Raw genomic sequence first — 21,598 nt, forward strand, 5'->3', positions numbered from 1 at the left:
TTCTCCCGGCCGGAAGCCGCAGGTTCAGGCGTGCTGCGGCGGAGCGAGCGTCTGGGTCTGCGCCGTGTGCGGATCGGGCAGCGGCATCTCGCCGTGGCCGTCACCCGCCGGAACAAGGTTCGCGGCCATGGCCTGGTTGAGCAGCATCGCCGCGGCAAAAGCGCCGCCCTGGATGACGACGTTGTTGCCGCTGCCGCCGTCGAGGACGTCCTGGCCGCCGCCGCCGAGCAGCACGTCGTCACCGGCACCGCCCGTCAGCGTGTCGTTGCCGGGGCTGCCGATCAGGACGTCGTCGCCATTGCCGCCATTGGCGACGAGCTGGATGCCGCCATGCAGGTTAGAGGCCGTGATGACGTCGTCGCCATCGAGACCGTTGATGACGAGCCTGTCGCCCGCGCCGGCATCGGTGATGTTGATGTCCTGGCCGAGCCCCGACACCGTGATGATGCCGTCGTGCTCGGTCACGGTGATGACGTCGCTGCCGCTGCTTCCGTTGATCGTCACCGTATCAGCCGCGCCGTCATTGGCGCCGAGGTCGAGATCGATCTGGTTCACGCCGGTGCCGGAGAGGTCGCCGACCGTGATGTTGTCGGCCCCGCCGAGGGCGTTGAAGTTGATGTGCTCGACGCTATTCAGGTCCATCGCGATGGCGGCAACGTCGCGGGTGAACAGCACCCGGCCGCCATTGGCCAAGATGTTGATGTTCTCGCTGATATTGGCGCCGTTGAAAGCCAGCGTGTCGGTGCCCTTGCCGCCTTCGACGATGTCGCTGCCGTCGCCGGGATTCCAGATGAAGGTGTCGTCGCCGGCGCCGAGATTGGCGACATCGTTGCCGCGGCCGCCATTGACGATGTCGTTGCCGGCGCTGCCGGTGATGGTGTCGTTGCCATCGCCGCCATTGAGATTGAGGCTGAGCAGCTGCCCCGCCTTGATCGCGGATGCATCGATGACGTCGTTGCCGCCTCCGCCGTTGACGCTGAGCACGTCACCGGCGTCGGCATGCGCAATCGCGACCTGCGCCGCCAGACCATTGACCACGACCGAACCACCGCTGGTGCCGACCGAAATGTTGTCGTCACCAGCGGTGCCGTTCACGGTCACGCGATCCACCGCGCCGTCGCCGCTCTGGCCGCCGGGGCTGGCGCTGAGGTCGATGGCCACCTGCGCGACGTCGGTTCCGGTGAGGTCACCGACCGTGATGTTGTCTGCACCGCCGGCGGCGGCGATCTGTACACGCTCGACGCCGTTGAGGTCCATTGTGATAGCGCCGACGTCGCGAGTGAGAAGCGCACGGCCTCCGTTCGCCGAGATCGACATGTTCTCCGCCACGTTGGCGCCGTTGAACACCAGCGTATCCGTTCCCGTGCCACCTTCGACGACGTCGCTGCCGTCGCCGGGATTCCACGTGAAAAGATCGTCGCCCGCGCCGAGCAGAGCCACGTCATTGCCGCGGCCGCCGGTGACCTTGTCGTTGCCGTCACCGCCGATCAGGGTGTCAGCACCCTGGCTGCCGGTGATGGTGTCGTTGCCCGCGCCGCCGTCGAGGGTCAATCCGATCACCGCAGCAAGCGCGGATGCATCGATGACGTCGTTGCCGCCGAGCGCCTGGATCACCAGCCGGTCATTGGCCGCCTCTGCGTTGGCAATGGTCACGACCTCAGGCAGGCCGGTCACCGTCACGGTCGACCCCACGGCCGTGACCTCGATGTGCTGGCCGCCATTGGTGCCGTTGACGGTCACCGTATCGGCCGCGCCGTCGCCTTGCGGGTTGCCGGGAACGGCTGCAAGATCGACCAGCACCTGCTTGACGCCGGTCCCGGAGAGATCGCCGACGGTGATATCGTCGGCGCCGCCGCGCGCATCGAACTCGATCTGCTCGATGCTGTTGAGGTCCATCGTGATGTTGGCAACGTCGCGGGTGAAACGAACCCGGCCGCCATTGGCGGAGATGTCGATCTTCTCGTTGATGTTGGCGCCGTTGAACAGCAGCTTGTCGTTGCCCGATCCGCCTTCGACAATGTCGCTGCCGTCGCCGGGATTCCAGATGAAGGTGTCGTCGCCGGATCCGAGCAGGGCGGTGTCGTTGCCGCGACCGCCATTGACGATGTCGTCGCCGCTACCGCCGATGATGAGGTCGTTGCCGTCGCCGCCGGTGATTCTGTCGTTGCCGGCGCCGCCATCGAGCGTCAGCGAGATCAGGCTGGCGAGCCCGTTGCCCGCGGTGATGACATCGTCGCCGCCGCCGGCGTGCACCACGAGATTCTCCGTCGTGCCGATGTCGAGCGAAAATGGCGCGGCGCCGGTGCCGTCGAGCCGCACGCGCGTGCCGTTCGCGGTGATCGTGAACATCTCGGGGTCATTGCTGCCGTTGACCTGCGCCGTATCGTTGCCGTCACCGCCCTCGAACAGATTGGTGCCGCCACCGGGATTCCAGATCATGAGATCGTCGCCGGCCTCGCCGAACAACTGGTTGTCGCCGCTGCCGCCGTCCAGTGTGTCGTTCCCCGCGCCGCCGAACAGCAAATCGTTGCCGCCGCTGCCCTTGATCGTATCGTCGCCGGCCTGGCCGAACAGCAGGTCGTTGCCCGAGCCGCCGGTGATCTTGTCATTGCCGTCGCCACCGAAGATGTGCACGGCAGGCATCGGGCCGTGGCATTCGTTGACGGTGATGGTGTCGTTGCCGCCCTGACCGAAGATGTCGATCCCGCTGGTGTTGTCGACGGTGGGCTCGCCACCGACCGTCTTCACGTGCCCGTTATTGACCAGGATGCGGCCTGACTTGTCGCGGCTGATCACGACGCCGTTATTGGCGGTGTCGCCGAAAATGGTGAGCTGCCCCGTAACCGGGGAAAAGACAGAGGTAATGGACATCCAAATATTCCTTCGATCGATCTAGCCCCTCCCCTCGATGCGTAGCAGCCGCGCACATGACATTCTTGAAGCGCTGCTTGAGACACGCGTGATTATTCTGGAGATTTCCTCCAGATTTCCTCCGGGCCCGATTTCGACAGCGGACTCGAACACGCTCTCATCACGAATCGCTCGATCACGCGTAACAGCGGCGTGATTTTCAAATGCGCGCGAAGCAAAATTGCCCCTGCGGTCTCGGCGCATTTGGTACTAAGCTCGGTGGCGGAATGGCGTCCGGGCATCGCGGACGATCTCGTTGCGTGGCGGCCCGCCTTTTCAACCCCAATGGATATCCAGCAAAGAATATTTGAGGGAAATTTCAGATGTCGTCACCGGAGCCTATTAAATTCACCGACGGAGTCGCTTACGAACGCTTCATGGCTCCCTGGAGCCGATCGGCCGGCACGCTCTTCCTCGACTGGCTCGCGCCCCGCGCCGGACTGAGCTGGGTGGATGTCGGCGCGGGCAATGGCGCGTTCACCGAGCTTCTGCTTGCGAAGTCCGGCCCTTCATCCGTTTGCGCGATCGATCCCTCCGACGCGCAGATCGCGACTGCGCGCCAAAAGATTTCGGCAAGGCAGGTCGAGTTTTCGATTGGCGATGCGATGGCCCTTCCCTACGACGCCAACCGTTTCGACGTCGCAATGATGGCACTGGTACTGTTCTTCATTCCCGACCCGCGCAAAGGCGCCTCGGAAATGGTCCGCGTCACCAAGCCCGGCGGCATGGTCGCGTCCTACACCTGGGATGTCATGCGAGGCGGCCCGCCGACGCAACCTTTGTGGGAGGAGCTGGACACCATGGGCATACCGGCGGCTCGCCCGCCGAGTGCGGAGATCTCGCGTTTTGCGGCGTTGAAGGCGCTTTGGGCGGAGCTGGGAATCCGCGATGTCGAAACCCGTGAGCTTGTCGTCGAGCGGACCTTCGCGAACTTCGACGACTATTGGCTGTCGATGGTCGTGAGCAGCCCGAGCGGAATCGTGGGGAAGCTGTCAGATGCGGAAAGCGCGGAGCTGAAGCGCCGGCTGCAGGACAGGTTGCCGGCAAGCGCGACGGGAGAGATTACGTTTCACGCCTGGGCCACCGCAATCAAGGGGCGCAAAGCCGCCTGACGAACGCACCAGCATGCGCCGCAGATCACATTGACAGCCGCAACCAGCTTCAGAGCGGACGGTCGACAGCGTTTACGCCGACTTCTTCTTCGGCTTTGGCTTGGCCGCCTTCGGCGCGACAGGCGCTTCCGGGGTGCCTTCGATCGAGGACAGGCGGCCATTGGTGAAGGTGTAGATGCCTGCGCGCGGACCGGTGTTCCAGGTCACCACGGCGACGCGGCGGCCGGCTGCATCACCGGAGAGACTGACGTTCGAGGGCGCGCCGATGCCCCGCACCACGTCGCATTCAGTGTGGCCGAGCGCGACCGTGCCGCCCGTCGGCGCGGGCGCCGTCGTCGACGCATTGGCGTCGGCCGGTCCGGGCGGCGGCGCCATGCCGGGACAGGCGCCGTCGGCGCTGACCAGATCAGCGGCGGCAACCGGCTGGTCGGGCGTCAGCGGCGGCGATTCGATCGAGATGTTCTTGATGAAGAGGCGCCCGGGCCGTTGGAACCATTCGGCGTCCTTTGCGGACGCCAGCAGATCGGTCCCGCCTGAACAGCCCGCGACCAGCGGTGCTACGGCAGCCAACACAATTACGAGCGAGCTGGGAAGCTTTTGATGTCGCACGATAAACTAAATTCCCCGCATGAAGGACGAGCTCTAAGCGTTTGTCCCAACATCACTTTGCGGCACGAAGGTGGCCAAAGCCAGCATCGCCCGAAAAGCGAAGATTATCGTTAATTACGACCGACCGCTAATTTCGACGCTGCCAGCGACCCCGCTCGTCGGCCTGCCAATAGGTGACATCAAATCCCCGCGCCTTGCAATCCGTCCAGGCGCTGCGGGCGAGCGCAAGGGCGTCCGGGTCGTCACCGTTGAACAGCAGCACCATGCGCTCATAGCCTTGGGCGTCCTGGGGGAGAGCGGCATTGTCGACCAGAAAGCGGACATTGGCGGCATTGGGATTGCCCTCCTCGATCGCCAGCACGATCGGCTGATCGGCGGCGTCGTTCACTCGCCATATCGCGTGCGGCAGGAAGGAATCGTCGCGATAGGTCCATAGGTGCGCGTCGAGCGCATCGGCGCGCTCCTCCGAGGTCGACTGCACCACGACGCGCCAGCCGCGCTCGAGCGATTTCTCGAGAAGCGGCGGCAACACGTTCTCCACCGTCATGTTTTGCAGATGATAGAAGAGGACTTCAGTCATCTCGGGTCATTTGCGCTCGTAGTGATCGGCCACCAGGCGATCCAGCAGGCGGACGCCATAGCCGCTGCCCCAGCTCTGGTTGATGTCGGTCTTCGGCGCGCCCATGGCGGTGCCGGCGATGTCGAGATGCGCCCAGGGCGTGCCGTCGACGAAGCGCTGCAGGAACTGCGCCGCGGTGATCGAGCCGCCGTGACGTCCGCCGGTGTTCTTCATGTCGGCGAACTGGGAATCGATCAGCTTGTCGTATTCGGGGCCGAGCGGCATGCGCCAGACCTTCTCGCCGCTCTCGATGCCGGCCGCGAGCAGGCGCTCGGCGAGCTCGTCATTGTTGGAGAACATGCCGGCATGCTCGGTGCCGAGCGCGACCATGATCGCGCCGGTCAGCGTCGCCAGATCCACCATGAATTTCGGCTTGGTCTTCTTGGCGACGTACCAGAGCACGTCGGCGAGGACGAGGCGGCCTTCTGCGTCGGTGTTGATGATCTCGATGGTCTGGCCCGACATCGAGGTGACGATGTCACCCGGACGCTGCGCATTGCCGTCGGGCATGTTCTCGACGAGGCCGATCGCGCCGACCACGTTGGCCTTGGCTTTGCGTGCCGCGAGCGCATGCATCAGGCCGACGACGCAGGCCGCCCCGCCCATGTCGCCCTTCATGTCCTCCATGCTGCCGGCCGGCTTGATCGAGATGCCGCCGGTGTCGAAGCAGACGCCCTTGCCGACGAAGGCGACCGGTGCATCGCCCTTCTTGCCGCCGTCCCAGCGCATGATCACGGTGCGGCTCGGCCGCGCCGAACCCTGGCCAACGCCGAGCAGCGCGCCCATGCCGAGCTTGTCCATCGCCTTGACGTCGAGCACTTCGATCTTGACGCCGAGCTTGCGGAGCTGACCGGCGCGGCGGGCGAATTCCTCGGGGAACAGCACGTTCGGCGGCTCGTTGACGAGATCGCGCGCGATGATGACGCCGTCGACGACGTGACCGGCCGAGGCAAACGCCTTCTTGGCAGCGCCGGCATCGCCGACCGCCAGCAAGATGTCGGCCCGCAAGGCGCCCTCCTCGCCCTCCTTCTTCTTGGTCTTGTAGCGGTCGAACTTGTAGGCACGCAGCCGCAGGCCCGAGGCGATCGCGACCGCCTGCTCGCTGGTCATGGCGCCACCGGGCAGTTCCGCCATGATGGTCATGGCGGCACCGCCGGCGGAGAGCTTGCTGGCCGCCACGCCGCCGAATTTGAGGAAATCATTCGCCTTCAGGCCCGTCGCCTTGCCGGCCCCGATCACGACCAGGCGGGTGGCCTTCACGCCTTCCGGCGCCAGGATGTCGAGCGCCGCACCGCTTTTACCCTTGAAGCCGGCCGCGGAGGCCGCCCGCTTCACCAGATCCGTGGCACCGCCCAGCGCCTTGGCCGTCGCCGGACCGACCTTCAGATTGTCGTCGCAGAACACGACCATAATGCCACGGGCGGCAGCAGACAGCGGGACGAAGCCGACCTTGATGGCATCGGACATGGGTAACTCCTCAAAAACACGTGGCTTTTTGCCGCTCGGCGGTTCCGGCACAGACCGGAGCTGAACGGCGATTCACTAGACTTCCCCTACTATGGGCCAGCGGCCCGGCAGATGCCAAGCACCGCCCGTGGCCGCCATGCCACAACGAGGGAAATATTAACCATATATTGACGGTGCCACGGGGCAGCCATTTTGTTGACGGATCAAAGGGATGGTAGTGAGAGAGTAAGCCGCTAGAACAGCGGTTGGACGACCTTGGGGGTCCCCTGAGCGGGGATTGGTCGGACGGCCGGGCTTTCGGCCTGCATTGGGGTGTTGGTGGGGATTCGTGCGGTAGCGCATGGGGTCGATCGATAGGTATATTTTCCGCACGACGCTGGCGTCGTTTGCGCTGGTCCTGGTCAGCCTCACCGGCGTGATCTGGATTACGCAGGCGTTGCGCGGCATCGACCTGATGACGAGCCAGGGTCAGACCATCCTGACCTTCCTCGGCATCACCAGCCTCGTTGTGCCCGCTCTCGTGCTGATCATCTCGCCGATCGCGCTGATGATCGCGATCTCGCACACGCTGAACAAGCTCGCGACCGATTCCGAGATCATCGTGATGAATGCCGCCGGCTTCTCGCCGTTCCGGCTGTTCTATCCGTTCTTCTACGCCACCTGTGTCGTGGCGCTGCTGGTCGCGTTCGTCGCGGCCTATCTCGCCCCTGACGGCATGCGCCGGATCAAGCAGTGGGACGCCGAGATCACCGCCGACGTGCTCACCAACATCCTCCAGCCCGGCCGCTTCGCCCAGCTCGACAAGAACCTCACGATCCGGATCCGCGAGCGCAAGCCCGGCGGCATTCTGGAAGGCATCTTCATCGACGACCGCCGCGATCCCAATGAGCGCGTCTCGATCGTCGCCGAGCAAGGCGAGGTCGTGAAGAACGAGAACGGCTCGTTCCTGGTGCTGAAGGACGGCAACCTCCAGCGCTTCGAGGCCGGCAAGCGCGATCCCGCGCTGGTGGCGTTCGGCCGCTACGGCTTCGACATGTCGAAGTTCGGCAACCAGGGCCGTGACGTCACCCTCGGCATCCGCGAGCGCTATCTCTGGGAGCTGTTGTCGCCGTCCGAGGACGACCCCGTCTACAAGCAGATTCCCGGACAGTTCCGCTCGGCGCTGCATGACAGCCTGCTGGCGCCGATCTATCCGTTCGCCTTTGCCGTGCTGACCTTCGCCTTCCTCGGCGCGCCGCGCACCACCCGCCAGAGCCGCAATTTCTCGATCGGCTCCTCGATTCTCGCGGTGTTCGGCCTGCGCATGGCGGGCTTTGCCTGCTCGGTGATGGCGGTGAAATCGACGGGCCCGGTCCTGGTCCAGTACGTGATGGTCTTCGGGGCCATCGCCATCGGGCTGTGGATGATCATCGGCGGCGTCGTGGTCGAGCCGCCGCCCGGGCTGATGGAAGCCATCAACAGGTCGAATGCGCGCATCGCGCGGCTGTTCGGACGGCCGGCCACCGCATGAGCATGCTCACCAACACGCTCGGGCGTTATTTCGCCGGCCGCTTCGTGGTCGCGGCGCTTGGCGTGTTCGCCAGCATCTTCCTGCTGCTGGTGCTGGTCGACTACATCGAGATGGTGCGCAAGACCTCCGGCCTTGCATCCGCTTCCGCGATCATGGTGGCCGAGACCTCGCTGTTCCGGGTGCCGCAGCTTCTGGAGAAGCTGACGCCGTTCTGCATGCTGATCGGCGCCATGACCTGCTATCTCGCCCTCTCCCGCCGGCTGGAGCTCGTGGTCGCGCGCGCCGCCGGCGTCTCGGCCTGGCAGTTCATCTCTCCGGCGCTCGGCAGCGCGCTGCTGATCGGGGTGATCGCCACCGTCGCCTACAATCCGATGTCGGCGAACCTGCGCGAGCTCTCCAAGCGCATGGAAGCCGAGCTGTTCGGCTCGGCGCCCGGCGGCGGCATCCAGGATGCCTCCGGCTTCTGGCTCAACCAGGTCACCAGCGACGGCCAGACCATCATCAATGCCGCGCGCAGCGAGCAGCAGGGCGTTCGTCTCACCGGGCTGACGCTGTTCCGCTTTGACACACAGCAGCACTTCAAGGAGCGCATCGAGGCGCGCGAGGCGACGCTCGAGGCCGGCCATTGGCTGTTCAAGACCGTCCGCCGCTTCACGCTGGACTCGCCGCCGGTCGACCAGGCGACGCTCGAGATTCCGACGACGCTGACCGAGGCGCAGGTCCGCAACAGCTTTTCCACACCCGAGACTGTGTCCTTTTGGCAACTACCGAGCTACATCCGCTCGTCCGAGAGCTCGGGCTTCGCGACAGCAGGCTATCGACTCCAGTATCACAAGCTGTTGGCACAGCCGTTTTTGCTGGCCGCAATGGTGATGCTCGCGGCCTCGGTGTCGTTGCGTTTCTTCCGGATGGGCGGCGTGCAGAAGATGGTTTTGAGTGGCGTGGGCGCGGGCTTTCTGCTCTACGTTTTGTCGAAAGTGACTGAAGACTTGAGCAAGGCTGAGTTGATGCATCCGATCGCTGCGGCGTGGTTGCCCGTGGTGGTGGGCGGCCTCACCGGCTTTTTGGCCTTGTTGTACCAGGAGGACGGTTAGTGACTGCCGTCCATCGAGGGCTCGTGTCTCGTTTGACGCGGCGTACCGTGGTGCGCGCGAACGGGATCGGCTTGTCCATTCGCAGGCTCCTGCTGGCCGCCGCCGCCGTGGCATCGCTCAGCGGGCTGATGGATGTTATCGTCGTGGCTCCCGCCTCCGCCCAGGGCTACACCTACAATCCGCTGCCGCCGCGCCCCAAGCCGCCGAAGGTCGCCAACGACAACCAGATGCTGGTTCAGGCGACCGAGGTCGATTACGACTACAACAATTCGCGCGTCTCCGCGGTCGGTAACGTCCAGCTGTTCTACAACGGCACCAGCGTCGAGGCCGACAGGGTCATCTACGACCAGAAGACCAAGCGGCTGCATGCCGAAGGCAACATCCGCATGACGGATGCCGACGGCAAGATCACCTATGCCGAGATCCTGGATCTGTCCGACGACTACCGCGACGGCTTCGTCGATTCGCTGCGCGTGGACACCGCCGACCAGACCCGCATGGCCGCGAGCCGCGCCGACCGCTCCAGCGGCAACTACACGGTGTTCGAGAACGGCGTCTACACGGCCTGCGCGCCGTGTAAGGACGATCCGAAGAAGCCGCCGCTCTGGCAGGTCAAGGGTGCCCGCATCATCCACGACCAGCAGGAGAAGATGCTGTATTTCGAGACGGCGCAGCTCGAATTCTTCGGCGTGCCGCTCGCCTACATGCCCTATTTCTCGACACCCGATCCGACCGTGAAGCGCAAGACCGGCTTCCTGATGCCGGGCTTCACCTCGAACACGCCGTTCGGCTACGGCGTCGAAGTCCCGTTCTATTGGGCGATCGCGCCCGACATGGACATGACCTTCAATCCGCGCATCACGTCCAAGCAGGGCGTGCTGTTCCAGGCCGAATACCGCCAGCGCCTGATGGACGGCGCCTACCAGATCCGTGTCTACGGCATCGACCAGCTCGACCCCGGCGCGCTCGCCGGTCAGCCCGGCGATCGCCAGTTCCGCGGCGCCGTCGACACCAAGGGCCAGTTCGCGCTGAACGACAAGTGGGTCTGGGGTTGGGACGGCGTCCTGATGTCCGACTACTATTTCTTCTCGGACTACCGGTTGTCGCAGTACCGCGATCCGCTCGGCGCGTTCCTGTACCTGCCGACCGACGCGCTGTCGCAGCTCTATCTGACCGGCGTCGGCAATCGCAGCTTCTTCGACGCGCGCACGATGTACTGGCTGAGCTACTCGGGCAACCAGAGCCAGGTGCCGATCGTCTACCCCGTGATCGACTACTCGAACGTGCTGAACTATCCGGTGTTCGGCGGCGAGTTCAGCTACAAGGTCAATTTCACCAACCTGTCGCGTGACGCGGCCGTGTTCGATCCGATCACGACGCAGGCCAACACCGCCGGTCTGTGCACGACGACGTCGGCCGATCCGCTCGCCCGCACGCCGTCGCAGTGCCTCTTGCGCGGCGTCCCCGGCACCTACACCCGCCTGACCGCGGAAGCGCAGTGGCGCAAGTCCTTCACCGACCCGTTCGGCGAGATCTGGACGCCGTTCGCGATCCTGCGCGCCGACGCGGTCAACGCCTCGATCTCAAACCAGCCGGGCGTCTCGAACTACCTGCCCGTCGGCGATACCCAGGCGCTGCGCCTGATGCCGACCGTGGGCCTGGAGTACCGCTACCCCTTCATCAACGTTCAGCCCTGGGGCTCGACCACCGTCGAGCCGATCGCGCAGATCATCATCCGGCCGAACGAGACCTATGCCGGCAGGTTCCCGAACGAGGACGCCCAGAGCATGGTGTTCGACGCCTCGAACCTGTTCAGCGTCGACAAGTTCTCCGGCTACGACCGCGTCGAGGGCGGCGGCCGCGCCAATGTCGGCGTACAGGCCACCACCCAGTTCGACCGGGGCGGCGCGGTCAAGGTGCTGTTCGGCCAGTCCTACCAGCTGTTCGGCCTGAACTCCTACACGGTCCAGGACACCATCAATACCGGCATCAATTCCGGCCTCGACAAGCCGCGCTCCGATTACGTGGCGAGCGCCGCCTACTCGCCCAACAGCACCTATACGTTCAGCGTCCGCTCCCGCATGGACGAGCAGACCTGGAACATCCAGCGCTTCGAGGCGGAAGGCCGCGCCAACTTCAATCGCTGGTCGGTCAGCATGATGTACGGCAATTACGCGGCGCAGCCGGAGCTCGGCTATCTGACCCGCCGCGAGGGCATCCTGACGTCAGGCTCGCTGAAGGTCGCCGCCAACTGGGTGGTGACAGGCTCGGCGCGCTGGGACCTCGAGGCCAACAAGATCAACCAGTATGTGGTCGGCGCCGGCTATGTCGACGATTGCTTCGTGCTGGCGGCGAACTATGTAACTTCGTATAGCTACTCCGCGGGCTCGACGCCGCCCGTGCTGAGCCACGCGTTCATGTTCCAGATCGGCCTGCGCACGCTGGCGACCTCGACCGGGGCCAGCTCATCCGGCATCCAGTGACACCCGTTTGAACTGCCGGCCGCCTGTTCCCGATCGCAGGATCATTTCGGCCGACATGCGAGCGACAACCATGACGACCCCATTGCCTGTGTTCCGCCTCCTCCTTCTCGCACTGGCCTCCGTGCTGGTTCTGGCCGGTACGCCCGCGCGCGCGCAGAACATCGTCGTCATGGTCAACGGCGACCCGATCACCGATTTCGACATCGACCAGCGCTCCAAGCTCGACGCGCTGACGACGCAGAAGACCCCCGGCCGGCAGGAGGTCATCAACGAGCTGATCGACGACAGGGTGAAGATGAAGGAGGGCAAGAAGTACGGGGTCGACCCCGGCGTCTCCGACATCAACCAGTCCTACGAGGGCATGGCGCAGCGCATGCGCATCACGCCGGATCAGCTCACCAAGTCGCTCGAGTCCAAGGGCGTCCGTCCCGAGACGCTGAAGGCCCGCATGAAGTCCGAGATGGTGTGGACCAGCCTCGTCCGCGGCCGCTACAAGGAAAAGCTGATGGTCGGCGAGCGCGACGTCGCGCAGGCCGTGCAGGCCCAGACCGGCGACAAGCTCCAGATCGAGGGCACCGAGTACAAGATGCAGCCGATCGTGCTGATCGTGCCGCGCGGATCGCCCCAGGCTTTCCTGGAAACGCGGCACAAGGAAGCCGAGCAGTATCGCGCGCGCGTCGGAAGCTGCGAGGAAGCCAATTCGCTGTTCCGTTCGACGCCGAACGCCACCATCCGCGACACCGTCACCAAGACCACCGCGGACCTGCCCGAGGGGCTGCGCAAGGTCCTGGACGACACGCCGATCGGCCATCTGACCGCGCCTGAGGTGACCAAGGCGGGCATCGAGATGGTGGTGCTGTGCTCGCGCAAGCCGACCATGATCGACACGCCGAAGAAGCGCGAGGTCCGCGAGAAGATGTATCAGGAGAAGTACGAGAAGACCCAGAAGGCCTATCTCGACGAGCTCCGCAAGGCGGCGATGATCGAATATCGCAACCGCTGATGGCCAACGACGCGCTAAAGCCCCTCGCCCTGACCCTGGGAGAGCCCGCCGGCATCGGCCCCGACATCACGATCGCAGCCTGGCTCCGGCGCCGTGAGCTGAACCTGCCCACCTTCTATCTGCTCGCTGACGAGGCCTTCGTCGCCCGCCGTGCCAAGGCGCTCGGCGCCGATATCCGCATCGCCTCCGTGAGCCCGGGCGAAGCCGCAGCCGCCTTCACCGACGCCCTGCCCGTGGTTGCAACGGGCGAGCGCGCGGCGGCCGGGCCCGGCAAGCCCGATGACACCAGCGCGCCGGCCGCGCTCGCCTCGATCCGCCATGCGGTCAGTGACGTGCGCGCGGGCCGCGCCGGCGCCGTCGTCACCAATCCGATCGCCAAGAGCGTGCTCTACCGCGCCGGCTTCCGCCATCCCGGCCACACCGAATTCCTCGCCGAGCTCGCGAGCACCGACGGCCGCGTGCCGCAGCCGGTGATGATGCTGTGGTCGCCGCGGCTTGCCGTGGTGCCCGTGACCATCCACGTCTCCTTGCGCGATGCGCTGGCCGAGCTCAGCAGCGAATTGATCGTCTCGACGGTGCGCATCGTCGCGAGCGAGCTGAAGTCCCGCTTCGGCATCGCCAGCCCGCGCATCGCGATCTCCGGCCTCAACCCGCATGCCGGCGAAGACGGCTCGCTCGGCCACGAGGAGCAGACGGTGATCGCGCCGGCGCTCAAAGTTCTGCGCAACGACGGCATCGAGGCCAGGGGCCCGCTGCCCGCCGACACCATGTTCCACGAGGCCGCGCGCAACACTTACGACTGCGCGGTCTGCATGTATCACGACCAGGCGCTGATCCCGATCAAGACGGTCGCGTTCGACGACGCCGTCAACGTCACGCTCGGCCTGCCCTTCATCCGGACCTCGCCCGATCACGGCACCGCCTTCGACATCGCCGGCACCGGCAAGGCGAATCCGTCGAGCCTGATCGCTGCGCTGAAACTCGCGGGCCGCATGGCGGCTGCGACAAGCTGATGAGCGCGATCGACGACCTCCCGCCGCTGCGCGAGGTCATTCGCCAGCACGCGCTGTCGGCCCGCAAATCGCTCGGCCAGAATTTCCTGCTCGACCTCAATCTCACCGCGCGCATCGCGCGTGCGGCGGCACCGCTGGAAGACTCCACCATCGTCGAGATCGGCCCGGGCCCGGGCGGACTGACCCGCGCCTTGCTCGCGCTCGGCGCCAGGCGCGTCATCGCCATCGAGCATGACGAGCGCGCGATCCCGGCCTTGCAGGATATTTCCGCGCGCTACCCTGATAGGCTCGAGATCGTGCATGGCGATGCCATGACCTTCGATCCGCGTCCGCTCCTCGCAGGCGAACGCGCCAAGATCGTCGCCAATTTGCCCTACAACATCGCGACCCAGCTGCTGATCAACTGGCTCACCACCGAGCCCTGGCCGCCCTGGTACGACATGATGGTCCTGATGTTTCAGCGCGAGGTCGGCGAGCGCATCGTCGCGCGCGAGGACGAGGAAGCCTATGGCCGGCTCGGCGTGCTCGCCAACTGGCGCTGCGAGACCAAGATCCTGTTCGACATTTCGCCGTCCGCTTTCGTGCCGCCGCCGAAGGTCACTTCCTCCGTCGTGCGCCTCACGCCGCGCGCGGAGCCGTTGCCGTGCGACCGGAAAATGCTCGAACAGGTCGCCGCCGCAGCCTTCGGCCAGCGCCGCAAAATGCTGCGCCAGAGCCTGAAATCACTCGGTGTTGATCCCGCGCGGCTCGCGAGCGCAGCCGGCGTCGATGCGACGCGGCGCGCCGAGACCATTCCCATCTCCGGCTTTGTTGCCATGGCGCGTGAATTGGCGGATATACGCAGCGAAGGAGCATGATCCGGAAAAGTGTGAAGCGGTTTTCCGAAACAGATCATGCTCAAACAACGAGCTAATTTCGGAGGAAGGAATATGGCGTTGATGCGTCGGCAGTCCCTGGTCAAGTTCGATGCGCCTCTGTGCGAGACCATCGTCGACACACCGAAGCCGCAGGGACGCGAGGTGCTGGTGCGCATCGAGCGCTGCGGCCTCTGCCATTCCGACCTGCACATCCAGGACGGCTACGCCGATCTCGGCGGCGGCAAGAAGCTCGACACCACGCGCGGCATGACGCTGCCCTTCACGCTCGGTCACGAGATCGCCGGTGTCGTCGACGAAGTCGGCGCGGACGTGCCGGCGAGCCTCGTCGGCGCCAAGAAGGCCGTCTTCCCGTGGATCGGCTGCGGCCAGTGCCGCGACTGCGCCAATGGCGATGAGAACCTCTGCGCCAAGCAGCGCTTCCTCGGCGTCTCCATCGACGGCGGCTTCGCCACCCACGTGCTGGTGCCCGACGCGAAATATCTGCTCGACTACGATCCCCTGCCCGTCAACCAGGCCGCGACGCTGATGTGCTCGGGCGTCACCGCCTATGGCGCGCTCAAGCGCCTGGTCGACCGTCCGCGCCAGCGCAATCTGCTGCTGATCGGTCTCGGCGGCGTCGGCATGATGGGCCTGTCGTTCGCACAAGCGATGTTCAAGCAGCCGATCACGGTCGCCGACCTCTCTCCCGCCGCGCGCGAGACCGCGCTGAAGAACGGTGCCGCCAACGCCTACGATCCGTCCGAGCCCGACGTGATCAAGCGCATCCTGAAGGAAACCGAAGGCGGCTTCGACGAGGTCGTCGATTTCGCCGGCAACGAGAAGTCGATGGCCTTTGCGGTCGCGGTCGCCGCGCGCGGCGGCAAGGTCGTGGTCTCGGGCCTGATGGGCGGCCAGTTCACGCTGCCGATGGTGCAATGGGTCTACAAGCGCCTCACCGTCGAGGGCTTCATGGTCGGCACGCTCGCGGAAGGCCAGGAGCTGATGGCGCTCGCCCGCGCCGGCAAGATCAAGCCGACGCCGATGCGCGAAGAGCCGATGGGCGACGTCCAGAAATGGATCGACGAGCTGCGCGCCGGCAAGGTCGTCGGCCGCATCGTGCTGAAGAACTGACGCGCAACAAATCTGACAAGGCCCGGCGGCGAGATGCGTCTCTCGCCGCCGCACTTTCTCCGGCGCAATCAACCCGGCATTGCCGCAAGGCCCGGTTCCGCAGACCTCGCTCAAATAGAGCGGTGCGCACTTCGTAGCATGCACGCGCCGGCACGCGGAACGCCGGCACCAGTGCCGCGTTGGCAGCGCATGTCCATTCGCTGCACCGTCGAGAGCGCATTCTTCATCGCCTGGAGTTTTCTGGAGGGCAGCGGCGAGCTCGGCCCGCCGGACGAGACCGCGAACTTTCTGCTCGACGCCATCGAAGCGCAGCTCAGGCGCGGCGAGCGCCGCCAGTTGATGCTCGCCAACAAGGCGATCGACGCCTGGCGCGCGCACGCAGGCAGATGCCAGCCGTCGCAGCATGCTCGCTTCGGATGATAGCCGATGCCCTCGGACCCGCCGGCCCGGCGGCGGTTCGAGCAAGGTATGGGCCGGCGGTCGTCAGGCAGACGCGCACGGGGTACGCCGCTTCCGCGAGGAGCACGCTACGCCGATCCGCCCGCCCCTTATGTTCACTCCTGAACAGAGCCCGCGAAGTTGCGACGCGGCTCGCCCACGCTTCCGAAACTCCGTAAATCCGCCGCCGATTTTTCAACGCCTGAAAATCCCTTGTGTGCACTTTGGAACCGTCGGTTCCGCCGCGGAAACGTAGGGTTCTGGCCGGTGCCGATTCCCGGCCAGAGAAACCACAAGTGACCGGCCGGCCCCAGAACGATCTGCTTCGTCAGCTCAGCCCCCTCGATGTCGAGCTGCTCGCGCCTCACCTCCAGCCCGTCGACCTTGCGGCGAGCCACATCCTGCATCACGCCGGCGACGCGGTGACGGCGGTGCATTTTCCCTGCGGCTCGGCGCTGGTGTCGTTCGCCGTGCCGGTCGAGGACGACCGCGAGGTCGAAAGCCTGCTGGTCGGCCGTGAGGGTGCGGTCGGCGTCGCCGCACGCCGCAGCCCCACGCTCGCCTATTCGCGCATCGTCGTGAAGCTCGGCGGCACGTTTCTCCGGCTGCCGCTGCGCGCGCTCGAGCAGGCGCAGCAGCGGTCGGTGACGCTTCCGGAAATCCTGTCGCGCTATGCCGACTGCCAGGTCGCGCAATTGCTCCAGACCGCGGCCTGCAACGCCGCCCATTCGATCGAGCAGCGCGCCGCCAAATGGATCCTCGCCGTGCATGAGCATATCGGCGACGCCGAGATCCCCCTCACCCACGAGCAGCTCGCCGGCATGCTCGGTGTTTCCCGCAGCTATGCCAGCCGCGTCATCCAGATGTTCAAGGCAAGGCGCATCCTCGCAACTCGCCGCGGCGCCATCCTGATCCTCGATGCGTCCGCGCTCCAGGCCAGGGCCTGCGCCTGCAACGAGTCAGTGAAGAAGCATTTTGGCGAGGTGCTGGGCAGGACGGCATCGGCGGATGTCTAGCGTCGCTCGCGCCGAGGAACATTCTTCGGCACGCCGCATTGCCCGACATGCCGCGGTACTTCTTCCATTTCGAGGGCCAGCAGCCCTACACCGACACAACAGGCGAGACGCTTGCGAGCGACGAGGCCGCCTGGCGCGAAGCCGTCCGGCTCTCCCGCGACGTCGAGCACGCGCTCCGCCCCGGCGACAACTGGACGCTCGGCGTCTACGACGGCAGCGAGCCGGTGTTCGTGCTGGCGATGGTGACGCGGCGGTTTCGCTGAGGGCCTGGACCAGCACACGCCGCGCGCCAACGGTCGTCGTCGCTCAATACAGCCGCGAGCCGTCGCCCAATCCATCCAAGCCGACGTTGCGAGCAAGCCGCTATCTCACCGGTTCATAACACCTAGCGACGGGATACGCGGAGCGACGTGACGTGGATCGCTGAAAATCCGGCGTGGCATTCGAATTCGCCCGATCGCTTTGGCCTGACGTTGGAACGTCGCGCGCCTCATGCGCGTTTGCCCGATGCCAAGACAAAGGGGGATCGAAAGAGGAGACACGAGCGTGGTCCATCCCGGCAAGTGGTACGATCCGATAACCGAGCGCTGGATCGCGCCGCGCGAACCCCGACTTGCAACGCCGTCCCGTGCGATCGAGAACCACGTCCTCGAACTCGAACGGACAATTGAAGTCCAGCGCATCTGGCGCGCTTTGGTCGATTGCTGCGCGCGCAACTGATGCATTCGCGCGGCGCAGGAACGCGTCGGCGGTCGCGCCGTTGTAACCCTGCATGACCGATCCCGCATCACCCACAAAGCCGATCGCGACCGCGGTCCGCTATCTCTCGATCGCGATCGGCTGCGCCTGTCTGTTGCTGGCCGCCATCTGCTTCGCCATCGCCTGCCAGGTCTTCATCCAGACCGGCATGCTCGCGCAGTCGTATGCGATGGTGTTCCTCATCAGTGGCGCGCTGGGATGTCTGGCGCTGATGCTCGCGCGCCTGTGGAAGTAGGCGTTCAGTCCGTCGGATGGGTAAAGCCCTTGCGAAACCCATCACCCGGCTCACGCCGTTCTCCGTAGTCATTATCCCGCGGATTTCGTTCCAGCAGGCTCATCGACGATGCAACGATGCCGGCTCCTCCTCGTCATTGCGAGCGCAACGAAGCAATCCAGGCTGCCGCTGCGGAAAGACTCTGGATTGCTTCGCTGCGCTCGCAATGACGGTGTGGCTAAGGGTCTGCCTGGGCCATCCCACCGCGCGTGGCCACCGCCGCGCGTCCCGTCGGGCAAAACACCGAAAACATCCGTCAACCCCTTTTCACTAAAATATTCCACTTTCCCGAATTTCGGATTTATGGCATACACCATTCATCCCGGCCCTGCCAAAGGGGCGTTCGCGACCGTCACGAGATGCGGGCCGGGTTGCGGTGGACGCGGCAGCGCCGGCGCGACTGGCGTGACGACAGGGCGGGCAACCGTGAGTCCTCACGCGACGCGGTACGACACGGCGCGGTCACAGCGGGTTCGCCGGTCGTCGGGAGTGAGCACACGCAAGCTCTCGACGATCAGGCAAAACCGTCCGCGGACGGAGAAGTCGTGTGGTCCTGACGCCCGGGGTCTGTGCGTCAAGGCTTGCGGTGATGTGGCGGCCAACCGGCGCGCGCATCGATATCTGCAAGGCGACGGGGGCAATAGTGCATCGCTCCCCGGGGAGAGCACGAAGGACACCGTTAAAACCATCCGCGCAGGGAAGGCCGGGCGACCGGCATCACCTGTGGTCCACCCCGTGTGCATTTCTGTAGCGCACGGATCTCGGGTGCCGGCCGGCGCCCGGCCTTCCCTGCGCCCTTTGGCTTCCATCGGGCGGCGAACGGCAGCAAGGCTCGGGCAGAACCTGCCGCGGGAACGCGAAGCCATGACCCCGTGTCCATGGCGCCTCGCCCATCGATACGCACGGGTACAGAATGTCGCACCGCTTTTCGCGCGCGCCCAGCTGGTAGGTTGGCGCCAGGATCGGTCGTCCGACCGTTCCGCCGATCCCGCCCCCTCCGTGCGCCGGAGCAAGCCGGCAGCCGAGGAGCGTTCATCGTCGCGGCGAAGTGGTGGCGGAGGTGGCGGCGTCGGTGGCTTCGACGGCGCCTGGATCGTCACCAGCGTCGGCTGCGGCGGCTCGACCAGCGGCGCCGTCGTGGTCAGCTCGGGCCGGGTCATCGGCGAAGGCGTCAGCGGAACCGTCAGCCCGAGCGGCTCGGTCTCTACGCACGGACAAGGCCAGGGCGTGACCTTCACTAGCGCGGGCCGGATCTCCGGCCGCAGCGGTTCCGGGACCTGGCGCCGCTCGGACGGCTGCGGCGGAACCTGGACCTCGGCCAAGCAATAGCGGTCGGAAAGCGCCTGAATTCGCGGCGGAACCAACGCCGCGCAGGCCTGATTCAAGCCACATCCTCTCCGGATTTGCGGCTCATTGCCACCCAAGTCTTTGATGACAAAGGAACGGTAAAGAGTTGCGTCATGCGTAATCGGGAGACCAGGATGGGCAACCGCACCGCAAAATTCGTATCCGCGCTTGTCGGCAGCATCATTGCCGGCGCGCCGCTGGCCGCCGTGTCGCAGAACGCACCGGCTGCATCGACAACGGGAGCCGCATCGACAACGGCCAATGCCGCGAGCGACTGTCTCGCCTCGCCGAAGGGCGCTGCGCCGCAGGGCCAGCACTGGTTCTATCGCCTCGATCGCGCGACCAAGCGGCAATGCTGGTACCTGCGTGCCGAAGGCGCCAAGGCAACACAGAGCGCGCAGGCGACAGCCGACACGCAAAATACGGATTCAGCCGCGCCGCCGTCGGTGCAGAATGCGCACGCCGAATACATCGCGCCGAAGACCGGCACGGCAGCGAACGTGACCGCGCCTGCGCCGGCCGCAGCGGCGACGTCGCCGGCCGCGCAGCAGCCCACCAACAGCGACACGCAGCAGCCCGCTGTCGCCACGCGCTGGCCCGATGCCTCCGCGACCGCTGCGGCTCCCGCGCCTGCTCCTGCCGCAGCAACCGCGCAGCCGAGCGCGAAGCCGGCCAAGCCCGCAGCTCCCGTGGCGCTCGCCACGGCTGAAGTTCCCGCCGACAAGCCGACCGGCTCGCTGCCGACGCTGCTGCTCGTGATCAGCGGCGCGCTTGCGCTCGCCGGTGTCCTCGCCAGCCTCATCTACCGCTTCGCCGGCGGCCGCCGCCGCGCCCAGGCTGCAGGCGACCACCGCCGCGTGAACTGGGATGATATCGGGTCGCACGATCACGATGACAGCCGCGCGCCGTGGCTCAACGCAACGCCGGCGGAGACGCAGCGGCCGCGCCCGGTGGATTTCGACGCGGCACGTCAGCAAGTCCTGCGTCCGCAAGCCCCGCAGATCGCCGCCTTCAGCGACGAGATCAGCCGCATCGCGGCGCAATCCCGCGCCCCTCGCAACGAGATCGCAGATCTCGACGATGCCGATATATTCAAGGGAGAGTTCGAGATCGACACGTCGGCGCCTCGGCTCGGGGCCAACGACACGCATCAGGAAGAGCCCGTCGACGCAAAGCCGGTCGATCGCGATGAGACCGTGCAAGCCGACGACGGCGTCGACATCGACGTCATCACCGCGATGCTGGAACAGATGGCGCAGCAAGGGCCCCGGCTGGCCAAGCCGGGCGTCGACTCTAGCCCTGGAGCTGTCCTTGTAGACCTCGCACGAAGCCGACGAGGCCAGTCCGCCGCTCGCGCTTGAGGCGTTCGGCCTTCAGAATCGACTGCACCTCGGCGAAGGCGTCATCGACATTGTGGTTGATGACGATGTAGTCGTACTCGGCCCAGTGGCTCATCTCGTGGCTGGCGCGGCTCATGCGCTTGCGGATCACCTCGTCGGAATCCTGCGCGCGCGAATGCAGCCGCTTCTCGAGATCGGCCGCCGACGGAGGCAGGATGAAGACGCTGACGACATCGGCGCGCGCCTTCTCCCGTAGCTGCTGCGTGCCCTGCCAGTCGATGTCGAACAAGACGTCCTGCCCCGCCGACAGCGCGGCCTCGACCGGCGCACGCGGCGTACCGTAGCTGTTGTCGAACACGGTCGCCCATTCCAGCAGCTCGTCGCCCTTCACCATCGCGTCGAACCGCGGCTTGTCGACGAACAGATAGTCGCGCCCGTCGACCTCGCCCGGCCGCATCGCGCGCGTGGTGGCGGAGACCGACATGCGCAGGCCCGGCATGCGGTCGATCAGCATGCGCGACAGCGTCGTCTTGCCCGCGCCCGAGGGCGAGGACAGCACGAACATCAATCCGCGCCGCTCGACACCGTCAGTTCCGTGACCGCTTGTCGTCATCGA

Annotated in this window: 20 protein-coding genes; 15 read left to right on the forward strand and 5 right to left on the reverse strand. The window is 65.8% G+C overall.

What is annotated here, in order from left to right; all coding sequences use genetic code 11:
* Positions 1 to 24: 24 nt before the first annotated feature.
* Positions 25 to 2,871 carry a calcium-binding protein gene (locus VGR99_RS22990; protein WP_326901607.1) on the reverse strand — a complete coding sequence of 949 codons (2,847 nt, stop codon included), beginning with the start codon at positions 2,869 to 2,871 and terminating at the stop codon, positions 25 to 27.
* A 362-nt stretch (positions 2,872 to 3,233) separates the two neighbouring features.
* Here VGR99_RS22990 and VGR99_RS22995 point away from each other — a divergent pair, with 362 nt between their 5' ends.
* Positions 3,234 to 4,022, forward strand: coding sequence for a class I SAM-dependent methyltransferase (locus VGR99_RS22995; protein WP_326901608.1), 789 nt, complete (start codon positions 3,234 to 3,236; stop codon positions 4,020 to 4,022).
* A gap of 72 nt (positions 4,023 to 4,094) precedes the next feature.
* On the opposite strand, the gene VGR99_RS23000 is transcribed toward VGR99_RS22995, so the two are convergent.
* The 3 genes from VGR99_RS23000 to VGR99_RS23010 form a co-directional block, all read right to left on the reverse strand.
* A complete protein-coding gene (locus VGR99_RS23000; protein ID WP_326901609.1) occupies positions 4,095 to 4,592 on the reverse strand; it encodes a hypothetical protein in 498 nt (165 codons plus the stop codon).
* A gap of 166 nt (positions 4,593 to 4,758) precedes the next feature.
* Entirely contained in the window at positions 4,759 to 5,211 is a 453-nt protein-coding gene (locus tag VGR99_RS23005; protein WP_326901610.1) for a DNA polymerase III subunit chi, read from the reverse strand.
* Positions 5,212 to 5,217: 6 nt separating this feature from the next.
* The gene (locus VGR99_RS23010; protein ID WP_326901612.1) at positions 5,218 to 6,717 is read right to left on the reverse strand and encodes a leucyl aminopeptidase; all 1,500 of its coding nucleotides are present in this window, start codon (positions 6,715 to 6,717) and stop codon (positions 5,218 to 5,220) included.
* A gap of 340 nt (positions 6,718 to 7,057) precedes the next feature.
* Here VGR99_RS23010 and lptF point away from each other — a divergent pair, with 340 nt between their 5' ends.
* From lptF to VGR99_RS23080, 14 genes are all read left to right on the forward strand, one after another.
* A complete protein-coding gene (lptF, locus tag VGR99_RS23015) occupies positions 7,058 to 8,227 on the forward strand; it encodes an LPS export ABC transporter permease LptF (protein ID WP_326901613.1) in 1,170 nt (389 codons plus the stop codon).
* Positions 8,224 to 9,321, forward strand: a complete 1,098-nt coding sequence (gene lptG / locus VGR99_RS23020; RefSeq protein ID WP_326901614.1) for an LPS export ABC transporter permease LptG — start codon at positions 8,224 to 8,226, stop codon at positions 9,319 to 9,321. The genes lptF and lptG overlap by 4 nt, the downstream gene beginning before the upstream one ends.
* Positions 9,321 to 11,804: an LPS-assembly protein LptD gene (locus VGR99_RS23025; RefSeq protein WP_326901616.1), complete on the forward strand. Its 2,484-nt coding sequence runs from the start codon at positions 9,321 to 9,323 to the stop codon at positions 11,802 to 11,804. The genes lptG and VGR99_RS23025 overlap by 1 nt, the downstream gene beginning before the upstream one ends.
* A 70-nt stretch (positions 11,805 to 11,874) precedes the next feature.
* A complete protein-coding gene (locus VGR99_RS23030; protein ID WP_326901619.1) occupies positions 11,875 to 12,807 on the forward strand; it encodes a peptidylprolyl isomerase in 933 nt (310 codons plus the stop codon).
* Entirely contained in the window at positions 12,807 to 13,820 is a 1,014-nt protein-coding gene (gene pdxA / locus VGR99_RS23035; RefSeq protein WP_326901621.1) for a 4-hydroxythreonine-4-phosphate dehydrogenase PdxA, read from the forward strand. The genes VGR99_RS23030 and pdxA overlap by 1 nt, the downstream gene beginning before the upstream one ends.
* Entirely contained in the window at positions 13,820 to 14,677 is an 858-nt protein-coding gene (gene rsmA / locus VGR99_RS23040) for a 16S rRNA (adenine(1518)-N(6)/adenine(1519)-N(6))-dimethyltransferase RsmA (protein WP_326901622.1), read from the forward strand. Before pdxA ends, rsmA begins: the two co-directional genes overlap by 1 nt.
* Before the next feature lie 72 nt (positions 14,678 to 14,749).
* Positions 14,750 to 15,808, forward strand: coding sequence for an alcohol dehydrogenase (locus VGR99_RS23045; protein WP_326901623.1), 1,059 nt, complete (start codon positions 14,750 to 14,752; stop codon positions 15,806 to 15,808).
* A gap of 189 nt (positions 15,809 to 15,997) precedes the next feature.
* Positions 15,998 to 16,228 (forward strand): hypothetical protein, encoded by a 231-nt coding sequence (locus tag VGR99_RS23050; RefSeq protein WP_326901624.1) that lies wholly within the window; start codon positions 15,998 to 16,000, stop codon positions 16,226 to 16,228.
* A 314-nt stretch (positions 16,229 to 16,542) separates the two neighbouring features.
* The gene (locus VGR99_RS23055) at positions 16,543 to 17,262 is read left to right on the forward strand and encodes a Crp/Fnr family transcriptional regulator (RefSeq protein WP_326901626.1); all 720 of its coding nucleotides are present in this window, start codon (positions 16,543 to 16,545) and stop codon (positions 17,260 to 17,262) included.
* Positions 17,263 to 17,309: 47 nt separating this feature from the next.
* Positions 17,310 to 17,525, forward strand: a complete 216-nt coding sequence (locus tag VGR99_RS23060) for a DUF6894 family protein (protein ID WP_326901628.1) — start codon at positions 17,310 to 17,312, stop codon at positions 17,523 to 17,525.
* Positions 17,526 to 17,808: 283 nt separating this feature from the next.
* A complete protein-coding gene (locus VGR99_RS23065) occupies positions 17,809 to 17,982 on the forward strand; it encodes a hypothetical protein (protein ID WP_326901630.1) in 174 nt (57 codons plus the stop codon).
* Positions 17,983 to 18,034: 52 nt separating this feature from the next.
* Positions 18,035 to 18,256 carry a hypothetical protein gene (locus VGR99_RS23070; RefSeq protein WP_326901631.1) on the forward strand — a complete coding sequence of 74 codons (222 nt, stop codon included), beginning with the start codon at positions 18,035 to 18,037 and terminating at the stop codon, positions 18,254 to 18,256.
* A 1,038-nt stretch (positions 18,257 to 19,294) separates the two neighbouring features.
* Entirely contained in the window at positions 19,295 to 19,624 is a 330-nt protein-coding gene (locus VGR99_RS23075) for a hypothetical protein (RefSeq protein ID WP_414645155.1), read from the forward strand.
* Positions 19,625 to 19,755: 131 nt separating this feature from the next.
* A complete protein-coding gene (locus VGR99_RS23080; protein ID WP_326901632.1) occupies positions 19,756 to 21,003 on the forward strand; it encodes a hypothetical protein in 1,248 nt (415 codons plus the stop codon).
* Here the strand turns inward: VGR99_RS23080 and gmk are convergent.
* Positions 20,936 to 21,595, reverse strand: coding sequence for a guanylate kinase (gmk, locus tag VGR99_RS23085; protein WP_326901634.1), 660 nt, complete (start codon positions 21,593 to 21,595; stop codon positions 20,936 to 20,938). The genes VGR99_RS23080 and gmk overlap by 68 nt on opposite strands.
* Between the last annotated feature and the right edge of the window lie 3 nt (positions 21,596 to 21,598).

The sequence above is a fragment of the Bradyrhizobium sp. genome (assembly GCF_035935975.1).
In the GTDB taxonomy this organism is placed as follows: Bacteria; Pseudomonadota; Alphaproteobacteria; order Rhizobiales; family Xanthobacteraceae; genus Bradyrhizobium.

Coding starts and splice junctions, on each gene's coding strand:
- pdxA (WP_326901621.1), top strand. CDS start 12,807: ATGGCCAACGACGCGCTAAAGCCCCTCGCCCTGACCCTGGGAGAGCCC.
- lptG (WP_326901614.1), top strand. CDS start 8,224: ATGAGCATGCTCACCAACACGCTCGGGCGTTATTTCGCCGGCCGCTTC.
- VGR99_RS23010 (WP_326901612.1), bottom strand. CDS start 6,717: ATGTCCGATGCCATCAAGGTCGGCTTCGTCCCGCTGTCTGCTGCCGCC.
- VGR99_RS23030 (WP_326901619.1), top strand. CDS start 11,875: ATGACGACCCCATTGCCTGTGTTCCGCCTCCTCCTTCTCGCACTGGCC.
- rsmA (WP_326901622.1), top strand. CDS start 13,820: ATGAGCGCGATCGACGACCTCCCGCCGCTGCGCGAGGTCATTCGCCAG.
- VGR99_RS22995 (WP_326901608.1), top strand. CDS start 3,234: ATGTCGTCACCGGAGCCTATTAAATTCACCGACGGAGTCGCTTACGAA.
- VGR99_RS23050 (WP_326901624.1), top strand. CDS start 15,998: ATGTCCATTCGCTGCACCGTCGAGAGCGCATTCTTCATCGCCTGGAGT.
- VGR99_RS23060 (WP_326901628.1), top strand. CDS start 17,310: ATGCCGCGGTACTTCTTCCATTTCGAGGGCCAGCAGCCCTACACCGAC.
- VGR99_RS23045 (WP_326901623.1), top strand. CDS start 14,750: ATGGCGTTGATGCGTCGGCAGTCCCTGGTCAAGTTCGATGCGCCTCTG.
- VGR99_RS23070 (WP_326901631.1), top strand. CDS start 18,035: ATGACCGATCCCGCATCACCCACAAAGCCGATCGCGACCGCGGTCCGC.
- lptF (WP_326901613.1), top strand. CDS start 7,058: ATGGGGTCGATCGATAGGTATATTTTCCGCACGACGCTGGCGTCGTTT.
- VGR99_RS23005 (WP_326901610.1), bottom strand. CDS start 5,211: ATGACTGAAGTCCTCTTCTATCATCTGCAAAACATGACGGTGGAGAAC.
- VGR99_RS22990 (WP_326901607.1), bottom strand. CDS start 2,871: ATGTCCATTACCTCTGTCTTTTCCCCGGTTACGGGGCAGCTCACCATT.
- gmk (WP_326901634.1), bottom strand. CDS start 21,595: ATGACGACAAGCGGTCACGGAACTGACGGTGTCGAGCGGCGCGGATTG.
- VGR99_RS23080 (WP_326901632.1), top strand. CDS start 19,756: ATGCGTAATCGGGAGACCAGGATGGGCAACCGCACCGCAAAATTCGTA.